Raw genomic sequence first — 18328 nt, 5'->3', positions numbered from 1 at the left:
CGCGGCCACCGACCACGACCGGAGTCCCAGCATGAAAACCGAAGCGCAATTGACCGCAGACGCCGAACGCTACGACGCGCCCGGTACAGGGAAAGGACCGTTCGCATGGTATCGGCAGATTTCCGCCGGCGAAAAGCGTGCGTTCTGGAGCTGCAAGATCGGCTACGTGCTCGACGCCATGGACACGCAATTCCTGAGCTTCGTGATCCCGACGCTGATTGCGACGTGGGGCATCACACGCGGCGATGCCGGGCTCATCGGAACGGTCACGCTGTTGAGTTCGGCCGTCGGCGGCTGGGCGGCCGGCGTGCTGTCCGATCGCATCGGCCGGGTGAAAACCTTGCAGATCACGATTCTCTGGTTCGCGGTGTTCACGCTGGCGTGCGCGCTGGCGCAGAACTTCTCGCAGTTGCTATGGGCGCGCGGATTGATGGGGCTCGGCTTCGGCGGCGAATGGACGGCGGGCGCGGTACTGATCGGCGAAGTGATCCGTCCGCGTGACCGCGGCAAGGCGGTCGGCCTGGTGCAGGCAGGCTGGGCGATCGGCTGGGGCGTGTCCACGCTGCTGTTTATGGCGGTGTTTTCATGGATACCGGCCGAATACGCGTGGCGCGTGCTGTTCGCGATCGGCATCGCCCCGGCGCCGTTCGTGATCTGGATCCGCCGCTTCGTCGACGAGCCGGAGGTGCATCGGCAGCAGAAAGAAGCGCAAGCCGCCGCACAGACGCGCCCTTCGCTGATCGACATCTTCCGCGGCGATATCGTCTGGACGACTTTGCGCGCATCCATTCTCGCGACCGGCGTGCAAGGCGGCTATTACGCCGTCACCACATGGTTGCCGACGTATCTGAAAACCGAGCGGCATCTGAGCGTAATCGGCACCGGCAGCTATCTGGGCGTGGTCATCGTCGGTTCGTACTGCGGCTATCTGACCGGCGCTTACGTCAGCGACAAAATCGGCCGCAAGCGCGCGTTCATCGCATTCGCGCTGGCTTCGTGTGCGATCGCGCTGATCTATACGCAACTGCCGCTCGATAACCTCACCATGCTCGTGCTTGGCTTCCCGCTCGGCTTCTGCGCGTCCGGCATTTTTTCAGGCATGGGCGCGTTCCTCACCGAACTGTTCCCGACCCGGATTCGCGGCTCCGGTCAGGGGTTCTGCTACAACTTCGGGCGGGCGGTCGGCGCAACGTTTCCTTTCCTGATCGGCTACGTTTCGCAGACCATGCCGCTCGGCCATGCGATCGGCGTATTCGCCGCCGCGGCATATGGCGTCGTGATTCTCGCCGCGCTGACCTTGCCGGAAACCAAAGGACGCGAACTCGACGCCTCCTGAGGCAGGCCGCTGAGCATTCCTGCTATAGCGCCTGCTCCGGCGCGCGTCCGATCACGTGCGAATCGGGCGCCGTGGCGCCGCCCGGCCCCCGCTCACGCTCGCGGCCGGGGGTTGCGACCGCACCGGTGCCACCGGGACGCCGCGTCGATTTTGCGTGCCGCTCGATCAATCGCTGCAGCAGACAGAACGCGCATAGCAACGCACCGATCACGATGCGGGTCCACCACGAACTGAGGGTGCCGTCGAAGGTAATCAGCGTCTGGATCGTGCCCAGAATGCCGACGCCGAATAGCGAGCCGATCACATAGCCGACCCCGCCCGTCAACAAGGTGCCGCCGATCACCGTCGCCGCGATCGCATCGAGTTCCATGCCCTGGCCCTGCAGCCCATAGCCCGACAGCACATAGAACGTGAATACCGCGCCGCCGAGCGCCGAGCAGAACCCGCTCAGCGCATACACGCCGATCCGCGTCCGCGCGACCGGCAAGCCCATCAGCAAGGCCGAGCGCGGATTGCCGCCCACCGCATACACGTTGCGGCCAAAGCGCGTGAAATGCGCGACATAGATCGCAGCGGCCAGCGTGACAAGCGCGATCAACACATTGGCTGAAACCGAACCGACACCGATATTGAGGCGAAACGCGGAAATTTTCTGGAACGTCGGATCGTTGATGGTGATCGACTGCGTCGTGATCAGGAAGCACAAGCCACGCGCGAAGAACATGCCGGCCAACGTGACAATGAACGCCTGCAAGCGGAAGAAGTGAATGAGTGCGCCCTGCACCGCGCCGAACACCGTGCCCATCAGCAGTACGATCGGCACGATCAGCCAGACCGGCCAATGCATGTGTTCGGACAGTACCGCTTCGACGATGGTGGTCAGCGCCACCACCGAGCCCACCGACAGATCGATCCCACCGGACACGATCACGAATGTCATGCCGATTGCGACAATCAGCAGGAAGGCGTTATCGACCAGCAGGTCGAGCAGCACCTGCCACGAGAGAAAGCCGGTGTACATCACGGAGCCGAAACCGAACAGCGCGCAGAACAGCAGGATGGTCACGGCGATGGGCAGCGTGCGCGGATCGACGATATGGGCCCAGACGTCGAAAAGTCGTTTCATCATCGCGCCACCCCGCGCTGCGTGAAGAGCGACATGGCAAGCGCGCGCGCCGAGGGCGACTGGATCACGCTCACCGCGAGCACCACGGCCGCCTTGACGACGAGCGTCGCCTCCGGCGGCACGCCGATCGAGTAGGTCGTATAAGTGAGCGTCTGGATAATCAGTGCGCCCAGCACCGTGCCCGTCAGACTGAAGCGGCCCCCGAGCAGCGAGGTGCCGCCGAGCGTCACCGCCAGAATCGCGTCGAGTTCGAGCAGCAGGCCCGCGTTATTGCCATCGGCGCTGCGCACGTTCGAACTGATGAGGATGCCCGCCATCGCGGCGGTCAAGCCCGAGAAACCGTACACCGCGAACATCAGCGCTTTCGAGCGCAAGCCGACGAGGCGTGTCGCCACCGGATTGACGCCGATCGCGCGAATGAAAAGCCCGAGCGCCGTGCCTTCAACGAGCGCCGCGGTGGCAAGCACGGCCGCGCTTGCGATCCACACCGAGCACGGCACGCCAAGCCAGTACCCGCCGCCGACCAGCAGATAGCCGGGTGCGCCAATCGGTATGATCTGCCCCGCCGTCAGCAACTGTGCGATGCCGCGCCCGGCCACCATCAGGATCAACGTGGCGATGATCGGCTGCATGCCGACGAACGACACCAGCAGTCCGTTCCACATGCCGCTCAATACGCCGACGATCAGCGCCGCGATTAACGCTTGGGCGATCAATCCGCCACTCGGCTCGGGCTGCGTCGCGAGTATCGTGGCCGCAGCGGCGCCAGCAATCGCCACGACCGCGCCGACTGAAATATCGATGCCACGCGTGGCTATCACGAGCGTCATGCCGGTGGCGACCAGCACCAGCGGCGCCGCGCGATTCAGGATGTCGATCGGCGCGCCGAACAGGTGGCCGTCGAGCATACGCAGCGACAGAAAATGCGGATTCACCCACAGATTCAGCGCGCACAACAGCACCAGCGTGACGCAAGGCCAGATCAACGGCCGCTCCGCACCGTCGCGCACGAACCAGTTCGATAGCTTCATTCGCCGCTCCCCGCGATGAGTCGATAGATGTTGTCTTCGTTCGACGCGTTGCCGGCCACTTCAGCGATCTTGCGGCGGTCGCGCAGCACCGCCACACGATGGCTCACGCGCAGCACCTCGCTGATCTCCGATGAAATGAACAGGATGCTCAGACCGTTCGCGCATAGCGCCAGCAAGCGGTCCATGATGTCGAACTTCGCGGCGACGTCGATGCCGCGAGTGGGTTCGTCGAGAATCAGCAGCTTGGGATCGGTAGCCAGCCAGCGCGCAAGCAGTGCTTTCTGCTGGTTGCCGCCGGAGAGCAACCCGATCGGCTGTTCGGCATCCGTCGCCTTGATGCCGAGACGCTCGATCCACATGTCGGCGATTTCATGGGCGCGCTGCCGTTTGATCTTGCGCCACCAGCCGCGTCGCGCCTGCAACGCCAGCAGAATGTTCTCGCGGATCGACAGTTCGGCGACGATGCCCTCTTTCTTGCGGTCTTCCGCGCAGTAGCCGATGCCGTGCCGCACGGCGTCGTGGGGCGAACGCAGCCGCACCGGCCGGCCTTCGATCAGAATCGTGCCGCTGTCGGCGCGGTCCGCCCCGAACAATAGCCGCGCGGTTTCCGTGCGGCCCGAACCGAGCAGACCGGCCAGCCCGAGTATCTGACCCGGTTGCACGTCGAGGTCGAGCGGCTGCAAGGTGCCGCGCCGTCCAACGCCGCGCAGTTCGACGAATGGCTGAAGCGCCGCGTTGCCCTGCGGCCCTTTCCCCTCATGGGCAGCATGCCCGACCTGCGCCGCTTCGCGCAGGCGCGCGCTCATGCGCTCGTGACCGACCATCTTCGCGACCAGTTGGTCGGCGGGCAGGTCGCGCGCCAGATATTCGCCTTCGCGTTCGCCGTTGCGCATCACCGTGATGCGATCGGAGACGGCATAGGTCTGCTCGATGAAATGCGTGACGAACAGGATGGCGATTCCCGATTGCTTGAGATGCCGAAGTATTTTGAAAAGCTGCGTGACTTCGCCGTCGTCGAGGCTGGAAGTCGGCTCGTCGAGGATCAGCACGCGTGCATCGACCGATAACGCTCTGGCGATCGCCACCATCTGCTGCACGGCGATCGGATAAGCATCCAGCGACCGCGTGACGTCGAGCGTGACGTCAAGACGTGCGAGCGCGGCCTGCGCACGGCGCTTGATGTCGGGCCAGTCGATCGCGCCGAACCGCTTCGGCTGCCGGCCCGCAAAGATGTTCTCCGCCACCGACAGGTTCGGGCACAGGTTCACTTCCTGATACAGCGTGCGCACGCCGGCGGCCTCGGCCTCCTGCGGCGAAGCAAACGCCACGACTTCGCCGCCGAGGCGGATCGTGCCCGCATCAGGCGCGAGTACGCCGGTCAGCACGTTGATCAAGGTGGATTTGCCGGCGCCGTTCTGCCCCATCAACGTATGAATCTCGCCGGGAAGCAGGCGAAAATCGACTCGCTGCAGCGCTTTCACGCCCGGGAAAGTCTTGCTGACACCGGCCGTCGCAAGAATCGGCTCGAGCGGATGCGAGGCCGCGCTTGCGTGGGCGTGCCCTGGACTGGCCGGGGTGGCCTGAGTGGCCGGCGGATTGGGTTCCGATGCGGGATGCGTCATAGACCTCGCTCGATGGGCGTTGCGTTGCTCGGGTTGGCTCAGGCAGATCGAGTCGGGCACAAGCTGATCCGGCGGAAAAGAGACCGCCCGATGCCAAAGCAGCCGGGCGGTCAGGCACCGCTGGAGAAACTTTGATGATCTGTCTTCAGTTCGCTTTTTATCCTGCGCCTATCGTATGGATAGCTAACCAGTTAGCCGCCATACCCTGCCCCATACAGTTCGAGTCAGTACTTGCGTGTCGGCAAAGTCTGCGCCGCGACGCTCATCGGGAAGACCGTCTCCTGCGTCAGGATCCGCTTGGGCAGTGGCTTGCCGGCCACCACGTCCTTGACCGCTGACATCAGTTGCGGGCCCAGCAACGGGCTGCATTCCACATCGACGTTCATCTTGCCCGCGGCCATCGCCTGGAAGCCGCCCTTGGTCGCATCGAATGAAACGACGGTGATGTCCTTGCCCGGATGCATACCGGCCTCTTCCATCGCCTGGATCGCGCCGAGCGCCATATCGTCGTTATGCGCATAAACTACATTTATTTTATTTCCATAAGTTTTTATAAATGCTTCCATCACCTGCTTGCCGCCAGCAAGGGTGAAATCGCCGCTTTGCGACGCGATGATCTTAAATTTGGGATCGCTCTTGATCACTTCGATCAAGCCGGCATGCCGGTCGTTCGCGGGAGCTGAGCCAACCGTTCCTTGCAACTCGGCGATGTTGATGGGGCCTTGATCGTTTTTATAGTGATCCTCGAGCCAATGACCGCCACGCCGTCCTTCTTCCAGGAAGTCCGAGCCGATCATCGTCACGTACAAGGATGTGTCCTTCACGTCGATGTTGCGGTCGGTCAGGATCACCGGAATGTTTGCGGCTTTAGCTTCGCGTAGCACCGGTTCCCAGCCCGATTCGACGACGGGCGAAAACGCGATCACGTCGACTTTCTGCGCAATGTAAGAGCGGATCGCCTTGATCTGGTTTTCCTGCTTTTGCTGGGCGTCGGAGAACTTGAGTTTGATCTTCGCATCCGCCGCCGCGGACTTCACCGACTCGGTGTTGGCGGTTCGCCATGCGCTTTCGGCGCCGACCTGCGCGAAACCGAGCGTGATCTGTTTGTCCTGCGCGTAAGCGCCCGGTGTTGCCAGCGCCAGCGCGCCGATGCTCGAGCAAAGCGCGAGCGCGCCCAACGCACGACATGCGGCGCGTCGTGTATTCGCCATGACTGTCTCCTGTTCGTTGTTGTGTCAGCGATCCATAACGAACCCGCCCAGCGTTTGCGGCCCTCAGGGTGTGTGGATCGTGATGTAGCGTAGTGTCTGGGGCGTTAACCGTCCAATCATATGATTCGCGTCGGCGATACCAATTTTGGTATGGCGGGCGGGTTCAGTTATGACGTGGGGCGGGACGGTTCCGCGGGGATGACGCTCGCTCGCGCGGGCGGAAGGGGGACGTGGGCAATGCTCTTTTATGCGTTTAAGTGCCCGACCTCAGGGTCTCCGGCCATTGGCCAGTGCCGGGTGGGCACCGGATTGGACGACTGACGGCCGGCCCTCCATCTAACGGGCCGCTCCACGCGGCGTCACCCAGCGAAACGTCAGATTGATGCGCTCGCCGGCCACGCGCGGCTCCTTCGGCACACGATGCCGCCATTCGGCCTGCGTGTTGCCTTTCATCACCAGCAAGCTACCGCCCTTCAGCGAGAACGACTGCACGACGCCGGTCTTGTTATGCCGCAGGTCGAAGGTGCGCGCCACGCCGAGGCTGATCGACGCAATCACCGGCTGCACGCCGAGTTCCGGCTCGCGGTCCGCGTGCCACCCCATGCTGTCGGTACCAGTGCGATAACGGTTGATCAACACGCTGTTAAAGCGCGCCTGGCAGCTTGCTTGCGCCGCGCTCCTCAGTTCGGCGACGGCCGGCGTCCACGGTTGCGGTACGTTGCGAATCCCGGAGTAGACGTAGACCGCGTCCGGCTCGCCCTGCCAGGCAGTCAGCCGCGGCAGCGGCACACGGCCGGCCGGTGTGCCCATCATGTCCTGACGCCACTCCACTTCGTCGATGAGTTGGGTTAGCGCGTGCGCCGCGGCCTCGGGTGTGAGCCACTCCGGGAACCAGTCCACGTCGGGCGTTGGGAAGTTATCGAAAAGGTCCGCCATGAGATTGCCTGAATGCGATTGCGCACGCGATTCGTGCGCGACTAGAAACCCTGGCTATTATGGCGGCAACGGCGACGACTCTCATGCCTGCGGCTTGCGCTGTCATTCGCCAGCGTCATCCATTTCTCCGATTCTTTCATTTCGACGGACTTCCATCATGATTCTTTCCGATCAGGCTCTCGATCAACTCTTTCGCGAAGCGCGCACGCACAACGGCTGGCAGGACAAACCGGTCGACGACGCCGTGCTCAGGCAACTTACCGAGCTCGTATTGCTCGGGCCGACCTCGGCCAATTCGAGCCCCGGCCGCTTCGTCTACGTGAAAACGCCCGAAGGCAAGGAAAAGCTGCGTCCGGCCTTGTCGCCGGGCAATCTCGAGAAGACGATGGCAGCACCGGTCACGGTGATCGTAGGGATGGATATGGCGTTTTACGAGCATCTGCCGAAGCTGTTTCCGCACGCCGACGCACGCAGCTGGTTCGCAGGCAACGATAAGGCGATCGCGGATACGGCCTTTCGGAATTCGACGCTGCAAGGCGGCTATCTGATTCTCGCCGCCCGCGCGCTCGGTCTGGACACGGGCGCGATGTCGGGATTCGACGCCGCCAAGGTCGACCAAGCCTTCTTCTCCGGCACGACCGTCAAGTCGAACTTTCTGATCAACCTGGGCTATGGCGACCCGTCGAAGCTGTTCCCGCGCAGCCCGCGCTTCGCCTTCGACGAAGCCGCCCGGATCGTCTGACAGGCTGTCGGCCGCCTATGCCGCCGCCGATGCCAATGCTAACGTGCCGCCGGTGTATTTATCCGAACAGCGCCACGTAGAACACCACCGCGCCGATCACCGCGCCGACGAAGCAGAAGCCCTCGTCGGCGTCGTCGCCACTGGAGCGCAACCACGCGCCGACGACGCCGAACAGCCCTGCGATGCCGAGCGCAACGCATACCATCACGACGTCGAATAACGCGCTTTTGCCCAATTCGGAGAAGTCGATGCCGCGCACGCCGAAGTACAAGGCGAGCGCCATCAGGCATATACCCACCAGCGGCAGCATGACGTGACTGCCCTCTCGTCCGACGTGATGCCCATGAAGTACGTGGCGTACGTGACTACCTGATCCAAGCAGTTTCATGATGCGCCCTCCTGCCTCGCCCTCAACTGACAACCGAACCACCCGCCCCTTGGCCGCGATGGCCTGAGGCTGCCGCTTCTGCAAGCTGCTTTTATTTGAGAATACTCCACGCGACAGGCAATTCAAAGCCCATTTAATTAGAGTGTCCACAGCGTTTCGCCGATCCTGCCGGCCCGGATGCGGCAAGCGGAATTGCTGCAATGCGATATCCGTTGCGTCGTCTGGCACGGACCTGCTCGGCCGCGGCTGGAAGCAAATCTGGCGCCGTCGGCAAGGGGCGCCACATCTCGGTAGAATGATCCGGCTCGCCCGCCATTTCATGATCGCGCCTGGCGAGCCGCTGCCGCTGCTCCGCGCGTCGGCCCCTTCCCGCCTCTATCCTCTCTATGCGCCGCTCATCGTTTCTTGTTCGCATCATCCTGATTGGCATCCTGCTACATATCTACGTCGGCCTTCGTCTGATTCCCGACATGCCAGTGAGTGCCGTCGGCCGTTGGCTGTGCGCGCTGTGGCTGGTGCTGTCGATCTTTCTGATACCGCTCGGCATGCTGGCGCGCACCATCAAACAGCAACCGCTCAGCGACCGCCTCGCATGGGTCGGCTTGCTGGCGATGGGTTTCTTCTCGTCGCTGCTGGTGCTGACGTTCGTGCGCGACCTGGCGCTCGCCTCGCTGCTCACCGTCGATGCAATCTGGCCGAACTCGTTGACGATCGCGCACTGGCGCATCGGTTCGGCGGCGGCGGTACCGTTGCTTGCATTGCTGTCAACACTCGTCGGCCTGTTCAATGCACGGCGCCGCGCAAGAGTAGTGACGATCGAAGTGCCGATCGACGATTTACCGGCAGCACTGGACGGTTTCACGATCGTGCAGATCAGCGATATCCATGTCGGCCCGACCATTAAAGGCCGCTACGTGGATGCGATCGTCGACACGGTGAATCGCCTGAAGCCGGATCTGATTGCCGTCACAGGCGACGTGGTGGACGGCAGCGTGCCGCAACTGACGAAACACACGCAGCCGCTGTCGCGGCTCAGTGCGCGTCATGGCGCGTTTCTCGTGACCGGCAACCACGAGTATTACGCCGGCGCGAACGCCTGGATCGACGAATTCCGGCGCCTGGGGCTAAACGTTCTGCTTAACGAGCATGTGATCGTGGAACACGACGGTGCGCGGGCCGTGATTGCCGGGGTGACGGATTACTCGGCGGGTCATCATGACCCGTTGCATCGCAGCGACCCGGTTGCGGCCCTCGCCGGCGCGCCAGGCGACGTGCTGATCAAAGTACTGCTCGCGCACCAGCCGCGCTCCGCGGAAGCAGCCGCGGCAGCAGGCTTTACGCTGCAACTGTCCGGCCATACGCACGGCGGCCAGTTCTTCCCGTGGAACTTCTTCGTGCGTTTTCAGCAGCCGTTCACAGCCGGTCTCGCGCGACTGAATGGCCTGTGGGTCTACACGAGTCGCGGCACCGGCTACTGGGGGCCGCCGAAGCGCCTGGGAGCGCCCTCGGAGATTACGCGATTGCGCCTCGTGCCTGGCGAGCCCGACTGAAGCGCCGGACCAGCCGTCCAACATCCCCGCGCCGAAGTCATACGGGATTAGGTGGCACAAAAAAGCGCGGACGTCTGCAAAGACCGTCCGCGCTCCAGCGCTAATGCGCCCGTCAGCTAATGCCTGTTACTACGAGTTACTGCGCGGGCGCCACGGCCACGCTAACTTGCGGTGCATACGCCACCAACACTTGCATGCCCGGCGTCACGCCAGCGAGCTTTGCCGGTTCGCGCCCCTGAATATGAAACACCTCGCCATTCGGGCTCTTGAGCGCCATGATGCCGGTGGCGTGATCGATGGCCTGAACTTCAGCGCTTACGTTCTGGGCCGTGTTCTGCGGCGCCGGTTGAGCCGCCGAACCATGGCCGCCGGCACCGTGCGTAACGCTGACCGTGGCGTTACGCATCATACGGATATGGATCTTGCCGCCCTGTCTGATCTGCGCCAGGTTGCTCGTATCGGTGATGGTGAACGACGCTTCGGCGCCCTGCGCGTCGAGCACGGTCACCGAATGTTTAGCCTGATCGACCGACTTAACCACACCATCTGCCTGCAGCGTACTGCTGCCTTCAAACGGAGCGGGCAAACCGGCGGCAAACGACACGAGCGGAGCAGCGGCAATCAATGCACCGGCGATGATGCCAAGAGCTTTATCTTTCATACATTCCTCAAATTGGGTAAACAGCGAACAGGGGCGACGTTGTGCGGATCGGATACGTCTGGCATGACACCAGGGCGACCGAAAGATATCTGGGCAAAACCGAGAGAAGTGAAACGCGGATTGGGCACCAGAACCGCACGACATGCTTCGAAGTGTGCAAACAGTGTGTTTTCCGGGATGGACGCCGTCAATATTCGGAGTCCGTATTTATGCACGGAAAATTCTGCGCTCGCCGTGGAAGAGTCCGCGGACACCCGACAACTTATTGCGCCACCCGCCTCATCCCAGCTTGACTTAACTTTGCAGAGCTGCCTAAAATTCGGCCAGTTCATTTAACCGGAATCACGATCTTGGACAGTAGCAGTAGTACCAGTCGAGCTTCGATTCGCCCGATCGCCTGATCGGCAAGATTTCCGCGCCAGCCTTTAACTGTCGCCGTCTTGCCTTCGGGCCGACGGTGCACGTCGTATATCCCCTCGCACTGCCAGTGAAGCGCCGCATGGCTCAACGCCCGGCCGACGCTCCATGATTTTTTTGCGCGCCAGTGTTGGCTCGCTGGCGTCGTCACGCCTAACCGCAGCCGCGTGCTTACGTGCTGTTGTCACGTGCAAGATTCACACTGTGCGAACAACGCATCTCAACCTTTCTGATCGATGACAATTGAATTCGTCTTGCGGCTCCTCGCCGCCTTCAGCTGTGGCGTTGCGATCGGCCTCGAACGGCAGATGCGCCAGCGCAACGCCGGCCTGCGCACCATCACGCTGGTGGCGAGCGGCGCGTGCCTGTTCGTCACGCTGGGCGTGCTGACGGGCAACGGGACCGCCGGCATCACGCAGATTGCCGCGTATGTGGTATCGGGCGTCGGCTTTCTTGGCGGCGGTGTGATCATGCGCGACAAGGGTTCCATTCAGGGGATCAATACGGCCGCCACACTATGGTGTTCGGCGGCGGTCGGCGTATTGTGCGGTGCGGGGCATTACGGTCCGGCGCTCGCCGGCACCGCAGTCGTGCTGTTGACCAATACCGTGCTGCGTGAAGTCAGCCGTGCCATCAACGCAGCGCCCGTTTCGGACGCCGACCTCGTGCGCGAGTATGTGCTGACGATCGTTTGCCGGGAGGCCGACGAGATTCACATTCGTACCGCGGTATCCAACTCGATGTATTCGTCGCCGCTGTCTTTCCAGAGCCTGACGAGCGAAGACATCGAAGACGAGTCGGGACGCATTCGCGTTACGGCAACCTTGAAGCTGCATCCGAAAGATCAATCGAAGCTCGAACAGATGGCGAGCCGCATCAGCATGGAAAAGAGCGTCTCGAGCGTTAGCTGGATCGCGAAAGAAGCGGAACCGACGCCGGAATGAGTCGCCACGTGTAAGCTCCCCATATTCGCGCGCATCGTCTACACTTAGCTTGCAATAGATTTAGACAATGTTAATTCCGCGTCCTGAATATGGACTGTCCCATAACCTTCGACTAAGCTCTGTCACCGTGAATTTTTCACACTCAACCATGGAGTCTCGATTATGGAACACGGCATCATTGCATGGCTCATCATCGGCGCAATCGCCGGCTGGCTGGCTGGCGTGCTCGTCAAGGGCGGCGGCTTCGGCCTGATCGTCGACATCATCGTCGGGATTGTCGGCGCGTTCATCGGCGGCTGGCTTGCCGGTGTGCTGCACATTTCACTGGGCGGCGGCTGGATCGGTTCGATCATTACCGCTGTGATTGGCGCCGTCATTCTGCTGTTTCTTATCCGGCTTGTCCGGCGCGGCACCTGAGCGTAGCACCTGATGTCTTACGGCGTTAGGGGCGAATGCCCCCTGACGCCGCTTTCACTTAATTAGAGCACGGCCTCCACTGCCGGCAACATCGAGCCGGTGTCACGCAGGCGCGTATGCCACGCGAAAGCCTGATCCAACTGATGCGGCGTTTGCCCACCCCATTGCAAGGCGTCCCGATAGTAGTCGCGCAGCAGATCGCGATAGAGCGGATGCGCACAGTTCTCGATGATTAGCGTAGCGCGTTCGCGCGGCGCCAATCCGCGTAGGTCGGCCAAGCCCTGCTCCGTCACGACCACGTCCACATCGTGTTCGTTGTGATCGCAGTGCGGCACCATCGGCACGACGCTCGAAATCCGCCCTGCCTTCGCCATCGACTTCGTCGCAAAGATCGCGCACGACGCATTGCGCGCGAAATCTCCCGAGCCGCCAATGCCGTTCATCATGTGCGTGCCGCCGACGTGCGTGGAGTTCACATTGCCGTAGATGTCGAATTCCAACGCGGTGTTCAATGCGATCAAACCGAGCCTGCGAATCACTTCAGGATGGTTGCTGACCTCCTGCGGGCGCAGCACCAGATGATCGCGATAGCGCTCGAGTTCGCTGAACACCTGCGCCTGGCGCGCGGCCGACAGCGTGATGGACGCTCCCGAGGCGAACGTCACCTTGCCGGCGTCCATCAGATCGAAGGTCGAGTCCTGCAGAACTTCCGAGTAAATTTCGAAAGCTTCGAAGGGCGAATCGACAAAACCGGCCAGCACCGCATTTGCAATCGTGCCGATGCCCGCCTGCAAAGGCGGCAAGTTCCGCGGCATGCGCCCATGCGAAACCTCGTGCCGGAAGAACTCGATCAGATGGCCGGCAATCAGTTCGGTCTCCACATCGGCGGGCAGCACCGTTGACGGGCTGTCCGCCTTATCGGTGATCACGATTGCCGCGATTTTCTCCGGCGGGATTTCAATGGCCTGCGTGCCAACCCGGTCTTGCGGACGCACGATCGGCAGCGGTTCGCGATTCGGTCTGCGGCCCGGAATCCAGATGTCGTGCAGCCCTTCGAGTGCGAGGGGCTGAGCAAGATTGATTTCGACAATCACCTTGTCGGCGAGAATCGCGAAGCTGGCCGAGTTGCCCACTGAAGTGGTCGGCACAATACCGCCGGTTTCGGTGATCGCAACGGCTTCGATAATCGCAATATCGAGTTTGCCGAGCTGATTTGCGCGCAGCATCTCGACTGTTTCGGACAGGTGCTGATCGACGAACATCACTTCGCCGCGATTGATCGCGTCGCGCAGAGTCTTGTCGACCTGAAACGGCAAGCGGCGCGCTAACACATGCGCCTCGGTAAGCATGCGATCTACGTCATGACCAAGCGATGCGCCGGTCATCAACGTAATTTGCAGCGGCTTGCCTTCCTGAAGAACCCGCTCGGCGAGCGCGACGGGAACCGCTTTGGCATCGCCCGCGCGCGTAAAACCGCTGGCGCCGACACGCATGCCATCCTGAATGAGAAGCGCCGCCTCAGCGGCCGACGTGATTTTTCCGCGCAGTGCGGAGCAACGAATCCGGTCTTGATACATGAAACTGGGTCTCTCCATAGTCAACCGTCCAGTCTACCGGTGCGCACGTCTGCGGTGTGCTTCGCCCAATAGCCAGATTGCCGCACCGGCCGCGGCGTCTTGATGAGACGGCGTCGCGACCAGGCATTTCATCGCATGCAGCACTTCCGCGACAGGTCCAGCGGGTACCGCAGGTGTTACTCGTGGCGTTGCCTAGCTGCCGAAGTAGATATTGCAGAAGCTCACAGGCCCGACGCACTCTTCCACTTTAGCCGCCGGTGCAACGGCGCGGCCTTGCGCGGCAACGCTGTTGGCGCGCGGCGCATTCGCTTGCGCAACCTGTTGCTCCGGAGCGGCCGGCGCCGTTTGCGCATGGGCGACAACAGCGGACAAAGAGCAGGCAATCAGGGCAATCTTCAACACATTCATTTCGTTCTCCAGTACTTACGGTTACCGCCAGCAGGACGTCCCTTGTGGGGATTGCAAGGCAGTGATGAAACTATATGACTGCCACCTACGTGGATAAACGGGGCTGGGCGGAAGTGATCTTTCCATCTGGCAGAAAGATCGAAGCTGCTCCCGGTCCGGCGCACATGAGTACCGGCCTCAACGCGCATGAAACGGTGCATCTTTGTCGAGCAACGCTGTGCGGATGAAATGCAGACAACTCAGAATGCGCTGCAGATCATGCCGCTTGTCGCGATCGACATGAACGGTTTCCAGTACGTCCTGCGCGATCCATGTGGCCGAGCGCACGGAGACGAGCGACTGTGCGAGTGCAGGCGCATCAGGTCGCGCGAAGAGCCGTGCAAGGTCGTCACAAGTACGCTCGAGACTGTCACGCCAGCGCGGATGAAGTCCTTGCAAATAGCTGGCATGCGCCGCTTCGTTACGCAGATCGATCACGGCATGCCCTACTTCGAGCGTGACGAGCATCCATCGCAGCGCGTCTCGGCGGCGGCGCGAGCGGCGTGTCAGCAGCATGCGTAGCTGCGACGTCAGATCGTGCGTGCTCGACTGAAAACGTTGATTGAGTCCGGGTAATTCGTCCTTGCAAGCGGACACCACCTGGGTGCGCAAGTCGCCCTTGATTCTCTCGGTGAGCCACGGCATATCCGCGGGAAACACCACGGCAAAAACGATCGCGGCAAGCAATAGCGACACGGTGATCGCCATGCCGTTATTGATCAGCAGATCGGGAGCATAGGTGACGACGTTGTCCGGGCCGGCGAGCAGGCAGAAGAACACCGAAAAACCGATGCCATAGCCTGCCGCGAGCTTACGCGACGCGATGAATGCGCCGAGTGCCAGCACCGGCGCAAGCGTCGCACAAAGCAACGGAAAACCGTCGATGCGGGGATACACGTGGCACATGAAAAGATAGCCCGTCATGGTCGCCAGCACAGCACCAATGGCCATCTGCACGGCCATTTTCGATGCGTTCGGCGCGGTCGACGTCAATGCACAGACCAGCGCCGCGCCGATCACGGCAAGACCGCCGCTCGGCCAGTCGGTGGCGATCCAGAACCAGCCGGCAATCGCCATGACCGCGGCCGATCTCGCAAAGGTAAACGCGACCACATAGCCGTTGGTTTTACTCACGTAGCGGCCGGCGGTGCGCTGCCCTGCTGCCGACTTGCGCCGCGCCAACGACGCGTAAGTCTCGGAGTAACGGATCCATTCGTCGACGAACCGATATAGCAATTCCGCGGCCGTATCGAAGTCCGCCAGCGATTCAGCGGGGCTGGCTTCCAGCGGCCGCCTCGTTTCGCGTACGCGCCTTGGCAAGCTCGCCTGGAAAAGCCGCATACGGGCAGCGAGGCTCGATGCATCGACGTCCGCGTCGCGGGTGGACGCCAGCAGTATCGAGAGCTCGTGGAAATATGGCGTGATGGCGTCGACGATCCGGCTCGGGCCGCCGTCGCGCAGGCGTTTGAGCAACTGGCGCAGCGCGTGCAGCCGCGCGCATGCGTCCATGAACTCGCCGTTCAAACGGCCGAGATGCTGGTTGCGTGAGCGCATCGCAGGGTCCTCGAAGGCGGCAAACGTGCGCGTCGCCTCGAATCCGACGATCTCGTCGACGAGATCCGCAAAGCGCCGTTCAAACTGGCCGCGCTCGATTCCACGACTCAGCACGTCGGCCGCGAACGCAGTAAAATTCGTGTATCGAATCTGGAGCGCATGCCGCAAGGCAAGGCTGGAGCGCTGCGGCACGATCAGCGCGCTCACCGCGCTCGAACACACGATCCCGACCGCCACCTCGGCCGCTCGCGTGAGCGCCGCCAGAAAGAGCTCGTGAGGCATGGTGACATTCGGAATGCCGATCAGAGCGGCCGTGTAACCAGCCAGCACAAAGCCGTACCATCTGAAATGCCGATACCGGACCGCCGCCGCGATACACGCGCTCACCCAGCCGATCATGCCGAACATGTACAGTTCGGGCTGCTGGACGAACAGCGCGCCGAGCACCAACGCGGCGATCGTTCCCACCGCGGTGCCGAGAATCCGATAGAAACTCTTGGCGAGCACCATGCCGCTAAACGGCTGCATCAGCACAAACACCGTCGTCATCGCGATCCGCGGCTGCTGGAGATCCAGCAGCATGGCAATGCCGAGCGCCAGCAAACCTGCGGTGACCGTTTTCAGCAGATGCAGCCAGATCAAACCGTCGCTATTCGCCCAGTCTCGAATGGCTGGACTGAGCGCTGGCAACATAACGCTCCACTGGCGGCGGGCGTCCACCGTCGGTTTGATCGCATGTTGGCGTTTCATCAGAGAGCAACGCGTCCCGGTTTGTCACTGGAAGAGGCGCCGGTGAACGCTGCGTGCACCGGCCAGGCAAGGCGCCGATTGTAGGAGCATGTGCTGCGCGTATTAATGGGACGGGCGCGGAACCTCCCTTCCAGAACGAACAACAATGGACTTGCAGGACAGGGGGACAATACGGCTTCTGCCGTGAAATAGAAGGATCGATGGATACGTTACAAAATATGCGAGTGTTCGTGCGCGTGGTCGAAGCCGGTAGTTTCACCGCCGCCGCGCAGTCACTCAATTCAACGACCGGCGCGATGTCCCGCGCCGTCTCGGAACTCGAAGCTCATCTGCGTACACGCCTGCTGAACCGGTCGACGCGGCGGCTCGCGCTCACCACGGCGGGCGAGCGTTACCTGAAGCGGTCTCAACAGATCCTTGCGGATGTCGATACGGCGGAAGAAGAAGCAAGTTGCGCGCACGAGCGCCCGAGCGGCGCGTTGCGCATGCACAGCTTTGCCAGCATCGGCCAGCATTATGTGTTGCCCGCCATCTCGCGCTATCGTGCGCTCTATCCCGAAGTGACCGTCGAGCTGACGTTATCGCAGCGCATGCCCGATCTGTTCGAAGGTAGCGCCGACGTCGCTGTGGTCGGCGCCTCGACGCTGCCGAATTCCGACCTCGTGTCACTCCCGCTGGGTACAACTTTCAGCATCCTGTGCGCATCGCCTGCTTACGTGCGCGCTCATGGCGCACCGCAGCAGCCGGGTGACCTGGCGCACCATGAGTGCCTGATTTTGCACACGCCCGCATTTCCACCCCACGAATGGGTGCTCGACGGCCCCAACGGCAGCGAGACGATGGAAGTAAACGGACCCGTGCAGGTGAATATCGCGGAATCGCTGATCGTTGCGATTCACGAGGGAATGGGCATTGGTATGGTGCCCCTTTATGCAGCGATCACGGGCTTGCGTGACGGGACGCTAGTCCGCGTATTGCCGGAATATACGCTGCAGAAGATGAACGTTTATGCGCTGTACCCGTCACGCAAGTTCATCGATGCGAAGACGCGGACTTGGGTTGAGTTCTTACGCGCGCATCTGCCGAAGGTAATTGCACGCGACGAGGCATTGCTTGCAGAAATCGGCCAGATGGATGCAGTTGATGGCGGGATACCTGCGAGAACGGCCAGCATTGGGGACGGAGACGCCGCGGCACACTGATGCTGATTTTCGGCTGATTTTTGGCTGAGAAACTGCCGCATCTGAGCAAGGCAGTAGCGGGGATAACGAAGTGGCGGACCATTTGTGATGAAGTACATGGCCTGCCGGATAGCTTCGTTTTCACGACGCGCCTCCCGGCATGGAGGCGCGTTGTCACGCGGAGGCTGGGAACGGGAGTCAAGCGCCCCCTTGCGGTCGCGACGACACAGAATCTTGTACTGTGTTTCCGGTGTGCGTAAACGCAGAAACCCCACCTTTTCGGGGTGGGGTTTCTGATGCTGCTGGGGAGCCTGACGATTACCTACTTTCACACGGGAATCCGCACTATCATCGGCGTGGAGTCGTTTCACGGTCCTGTTCGGGATGGGAAGGGGTGGGACCGACTCGCTATGGTCATCAGGCATGACTTGTTGTCGT

General features: G+C 61.9%; 16 protein-coding genes and 1 rRNA gene. 6 read left to right on the top strand and 11 right to left on the bottom strand.

Features of this window, described 5'->3' with window-relative positions; genetic code table 11:
- Nucleotides 1-31 precede the first annotated feature (31 nt).
- A complete protein-coding gene (locus HWX91_RS33940; RefSeq protein WP_028197409.1) occupies nt 32-1336 on the top strand; it encodes an MFS transporter in 1305 nt (434 codons plus the stop codon).
- 22 nt (nt 1337-1358) lie between these two features.
- Here the strand turns inward: HWX91_RS33940 and yjfF are convergent, their stop codons facing one another.
- From yjfF to HWX91_RS33915, 5 genes are all read right to left on the bottom strand, one after another.
- Entirely contained in the window at nt 1359-2462 is a 1104-nt protein-coding gene (gene yjfF, locus HWX91_RS33935) for a galactofuranose ABC transporter, permease protein YjfF (protein WP_028197410.1), read from the bottom strand.
- On the bottom strand, nt 2462-3493 hold the full coding sequence (locus tag HWX91_RS33930; RefSeq protein WP_042275364.1) for an ABC transporter permease: 1032 nt from the start codon (nt 3491-3493) through the stop codon (nt 2462-2464). The genes yjfF and HWX91_RS33930 overlap by 1 nt, the downstream gene beginning before the upstream one ends.
- Nucleotides 3490-5115, bottom strand: a complete 1626-nt coding sequence (locus HWX91_RS33925) for a sugar ABC transporter ATP-binding protein (RefSeq protein ID WP_028197412.1) — start codon at nt 5113-5115, stop codon at nt 3490-3492. Before HWX91_RS33925 ends, HWX91_RS33930 begins: the two co-directional genes overlap by 4 nt.
- A 224-nt stretch (nt 5116-5339) precedes the next feature.
- Nucleotides 5340-6326 (bottom strand): ABC transporter substrate-binding protein, encoded by a 987-nt coding sequence (locus HWX91_RS33920; protein WP_030100885.1) that lies wholly within the window; start codon nt 6324-6326, stop codon nt 5340-5342.
- A gap of 336 nt (nt 6327-6662) precedes the next feature.
- A complete protein-coding gene (locus HWX91_RS33915; protein WP_028197414.1) occupies nt 6663-7262 on the bottom strand; it encodes an alpha-ketoglutarate-dependent dioxygenase AlkB family protein in 600 nt (199 codons plus the stop codon).
- Between the two features lie 157 nt (nt 7263-7419).
- Between HWX91_RS33915 and HWX91_RS33910 the strand changes: the two genes are divergently transcribed.
- Complete coding sequence (locus HWX91_RS33910) at nt 7420-8004, top strand: malonic semialdehyde reductase (RefSeq protein ID WP_028197415.1); 585 nt, start codon at nt 7420-7422, stop codon at nt 8002-8004.
- A gap of 58 nt (nt 8005-8062) precedes the next feature.
- Here HWX91_RS33910 and HWX91_RS33905 read toward each other — a convergent pair whose 3' ends face one another.
- Nucleotides 8063-8392 (bottom strand): hypothetical protein, encoded by a 330-nt coding sequence (locus tag HWX91_RS33905; RefSeq protein WP_028197416.1) that lies wholly within the window; start codon nt 8390-8392, stop codon nt 8063-8065.
- A gap of 386 nt (nt 8393-8778) precedes the next feature.
- Here HWX91_RS33905 and HWX91_RS33900 point away from each other — a divergent pair, with 386 nt between their 5' ends.
- A complete protein-coding gene (locus HWX91_RS33900) occupies nt 8779-9942 on the top strand; it encodes a metallophosphoesterase (protein ID WP_028197417.1) in 1164 nt (387 codons plus the stop codon).
- Between the two features lie 136 nt (nt 9943-10078).
- Here HWX91_RS33900 and HWX91_RS33895 read toward each other — a convergent pair whose 3' ends face one another.
- Complete coding sequence (locus HWX91_RS33895; protein WP_028197418.1) at nt 10079-10603, bottom strand: hypothetical protein; 525 nt, start codon at nt 10601-10603, stop codon at nt 10079-10081.
- A gap of 653 nt (nt 10604-11256) precedes the next feature.
- Here HWX91_RS33895 and HWX91_RS33890 point away from each other — a divergent pair.
- Nucleotides 11257-11964, top strand: coding sequence for an MgtC/SapB family protein (locus HWX91_RS33890; protein ID WP_028197419.1), 708 nt, complete (start codon nt 11257-11259; stop codon nt 11962-11964).
- Nucleotides 11965-12126: 162 nt separating this feature from the next.
- The gene (locus HWX91_RS33885) at nt 12127-12381 is read left to right on the top strand and encodes a GlsB/YeaQ/YmgE family stress response membrane protein (protein ID WP_028197420.1); all 255 of its coding nucleotides are present in this window, start codon (nt 12127-12129) and stop codon (nt 12379-12381) included.
- 62 nt (nt 12382-12443) lie between these two features.
- On the opposite strand, the gene HWX91_RS33880 is transcribed toward HWX91_RS33885, so the two are convergent.
- The 3 genes from HWX91_RS33880 to HWX91_RS33870 form a co-directional block, all read right to left on the bottom strand.
- Entirely contained in the window at nt 12444-13958 is a 1515-nt protein-coding gene (locus HWX91_RS33880; RefSeq protein WP_028197421.1) for an acetyl-CoA hydrolase/transferase family protein, read from the bottom strand.
- 192 nt (nt 13959-14150) lie between these two features.
- Entirely contained in the window at nt 14151-14366 is a 216-nt protein-coding gene (locus HWX91_RS33875) for a hypothetical protein (protein WP_028197422.1), read from the bottom strand.
- A 177-nt stretch (nt 14367-14543) separates the two neighbouring features.
- Nucleotides 14544-16709 (bottom strand): FUSC family protein, encoded by a 2166-nt coding sequence (locus tag HWX91_RS33870; protein WP_028197423.1) that lies wholly within the window; start codon nt 16707-16709, stop codon nt 14544-14546.
- Nucleotides 16710-16909: 200 nt separating this feature from the next.
- On the opposite strand from HWX91_RS33870, the gene HWX91_RS33865 reads away from it, so the two are divergent.
- Entirely contained in the window at nt 16910-17911 is a 1002-nt protein-coding gene (locus HWX91_RS33865; protein WP_025648106.1) for a LysR family transcriptional regulator, read from the top strand.
- 288 nt (nt 17912-18199) lie between these two features.
- Here the strand turns inward: HWX91_RS33865 and rrf are convergent.
- Nucleotides 18200-18312 (bottom strand): 5S ribosomal RNA (gene rrf, locus HWX91_RS33860).
- Between the last annotated feature and the right edge of the window lie 16 nt (nt 18313-18328).

The sequence above is a fragment of the Paraburkholderia fungorum genome (genome assembly GCF_902833645.1).
Taxonomy (GTDB): Bacteria; Pseudomonadota; Gammaproteobacteria; order Burkholderiales; family Burkholderiaceae; genus Paraburkholderia; species Paraburkholderia fungorum.
This window is presented reverse-complemented; position numbering and strand designations above follow the sequence as displayed.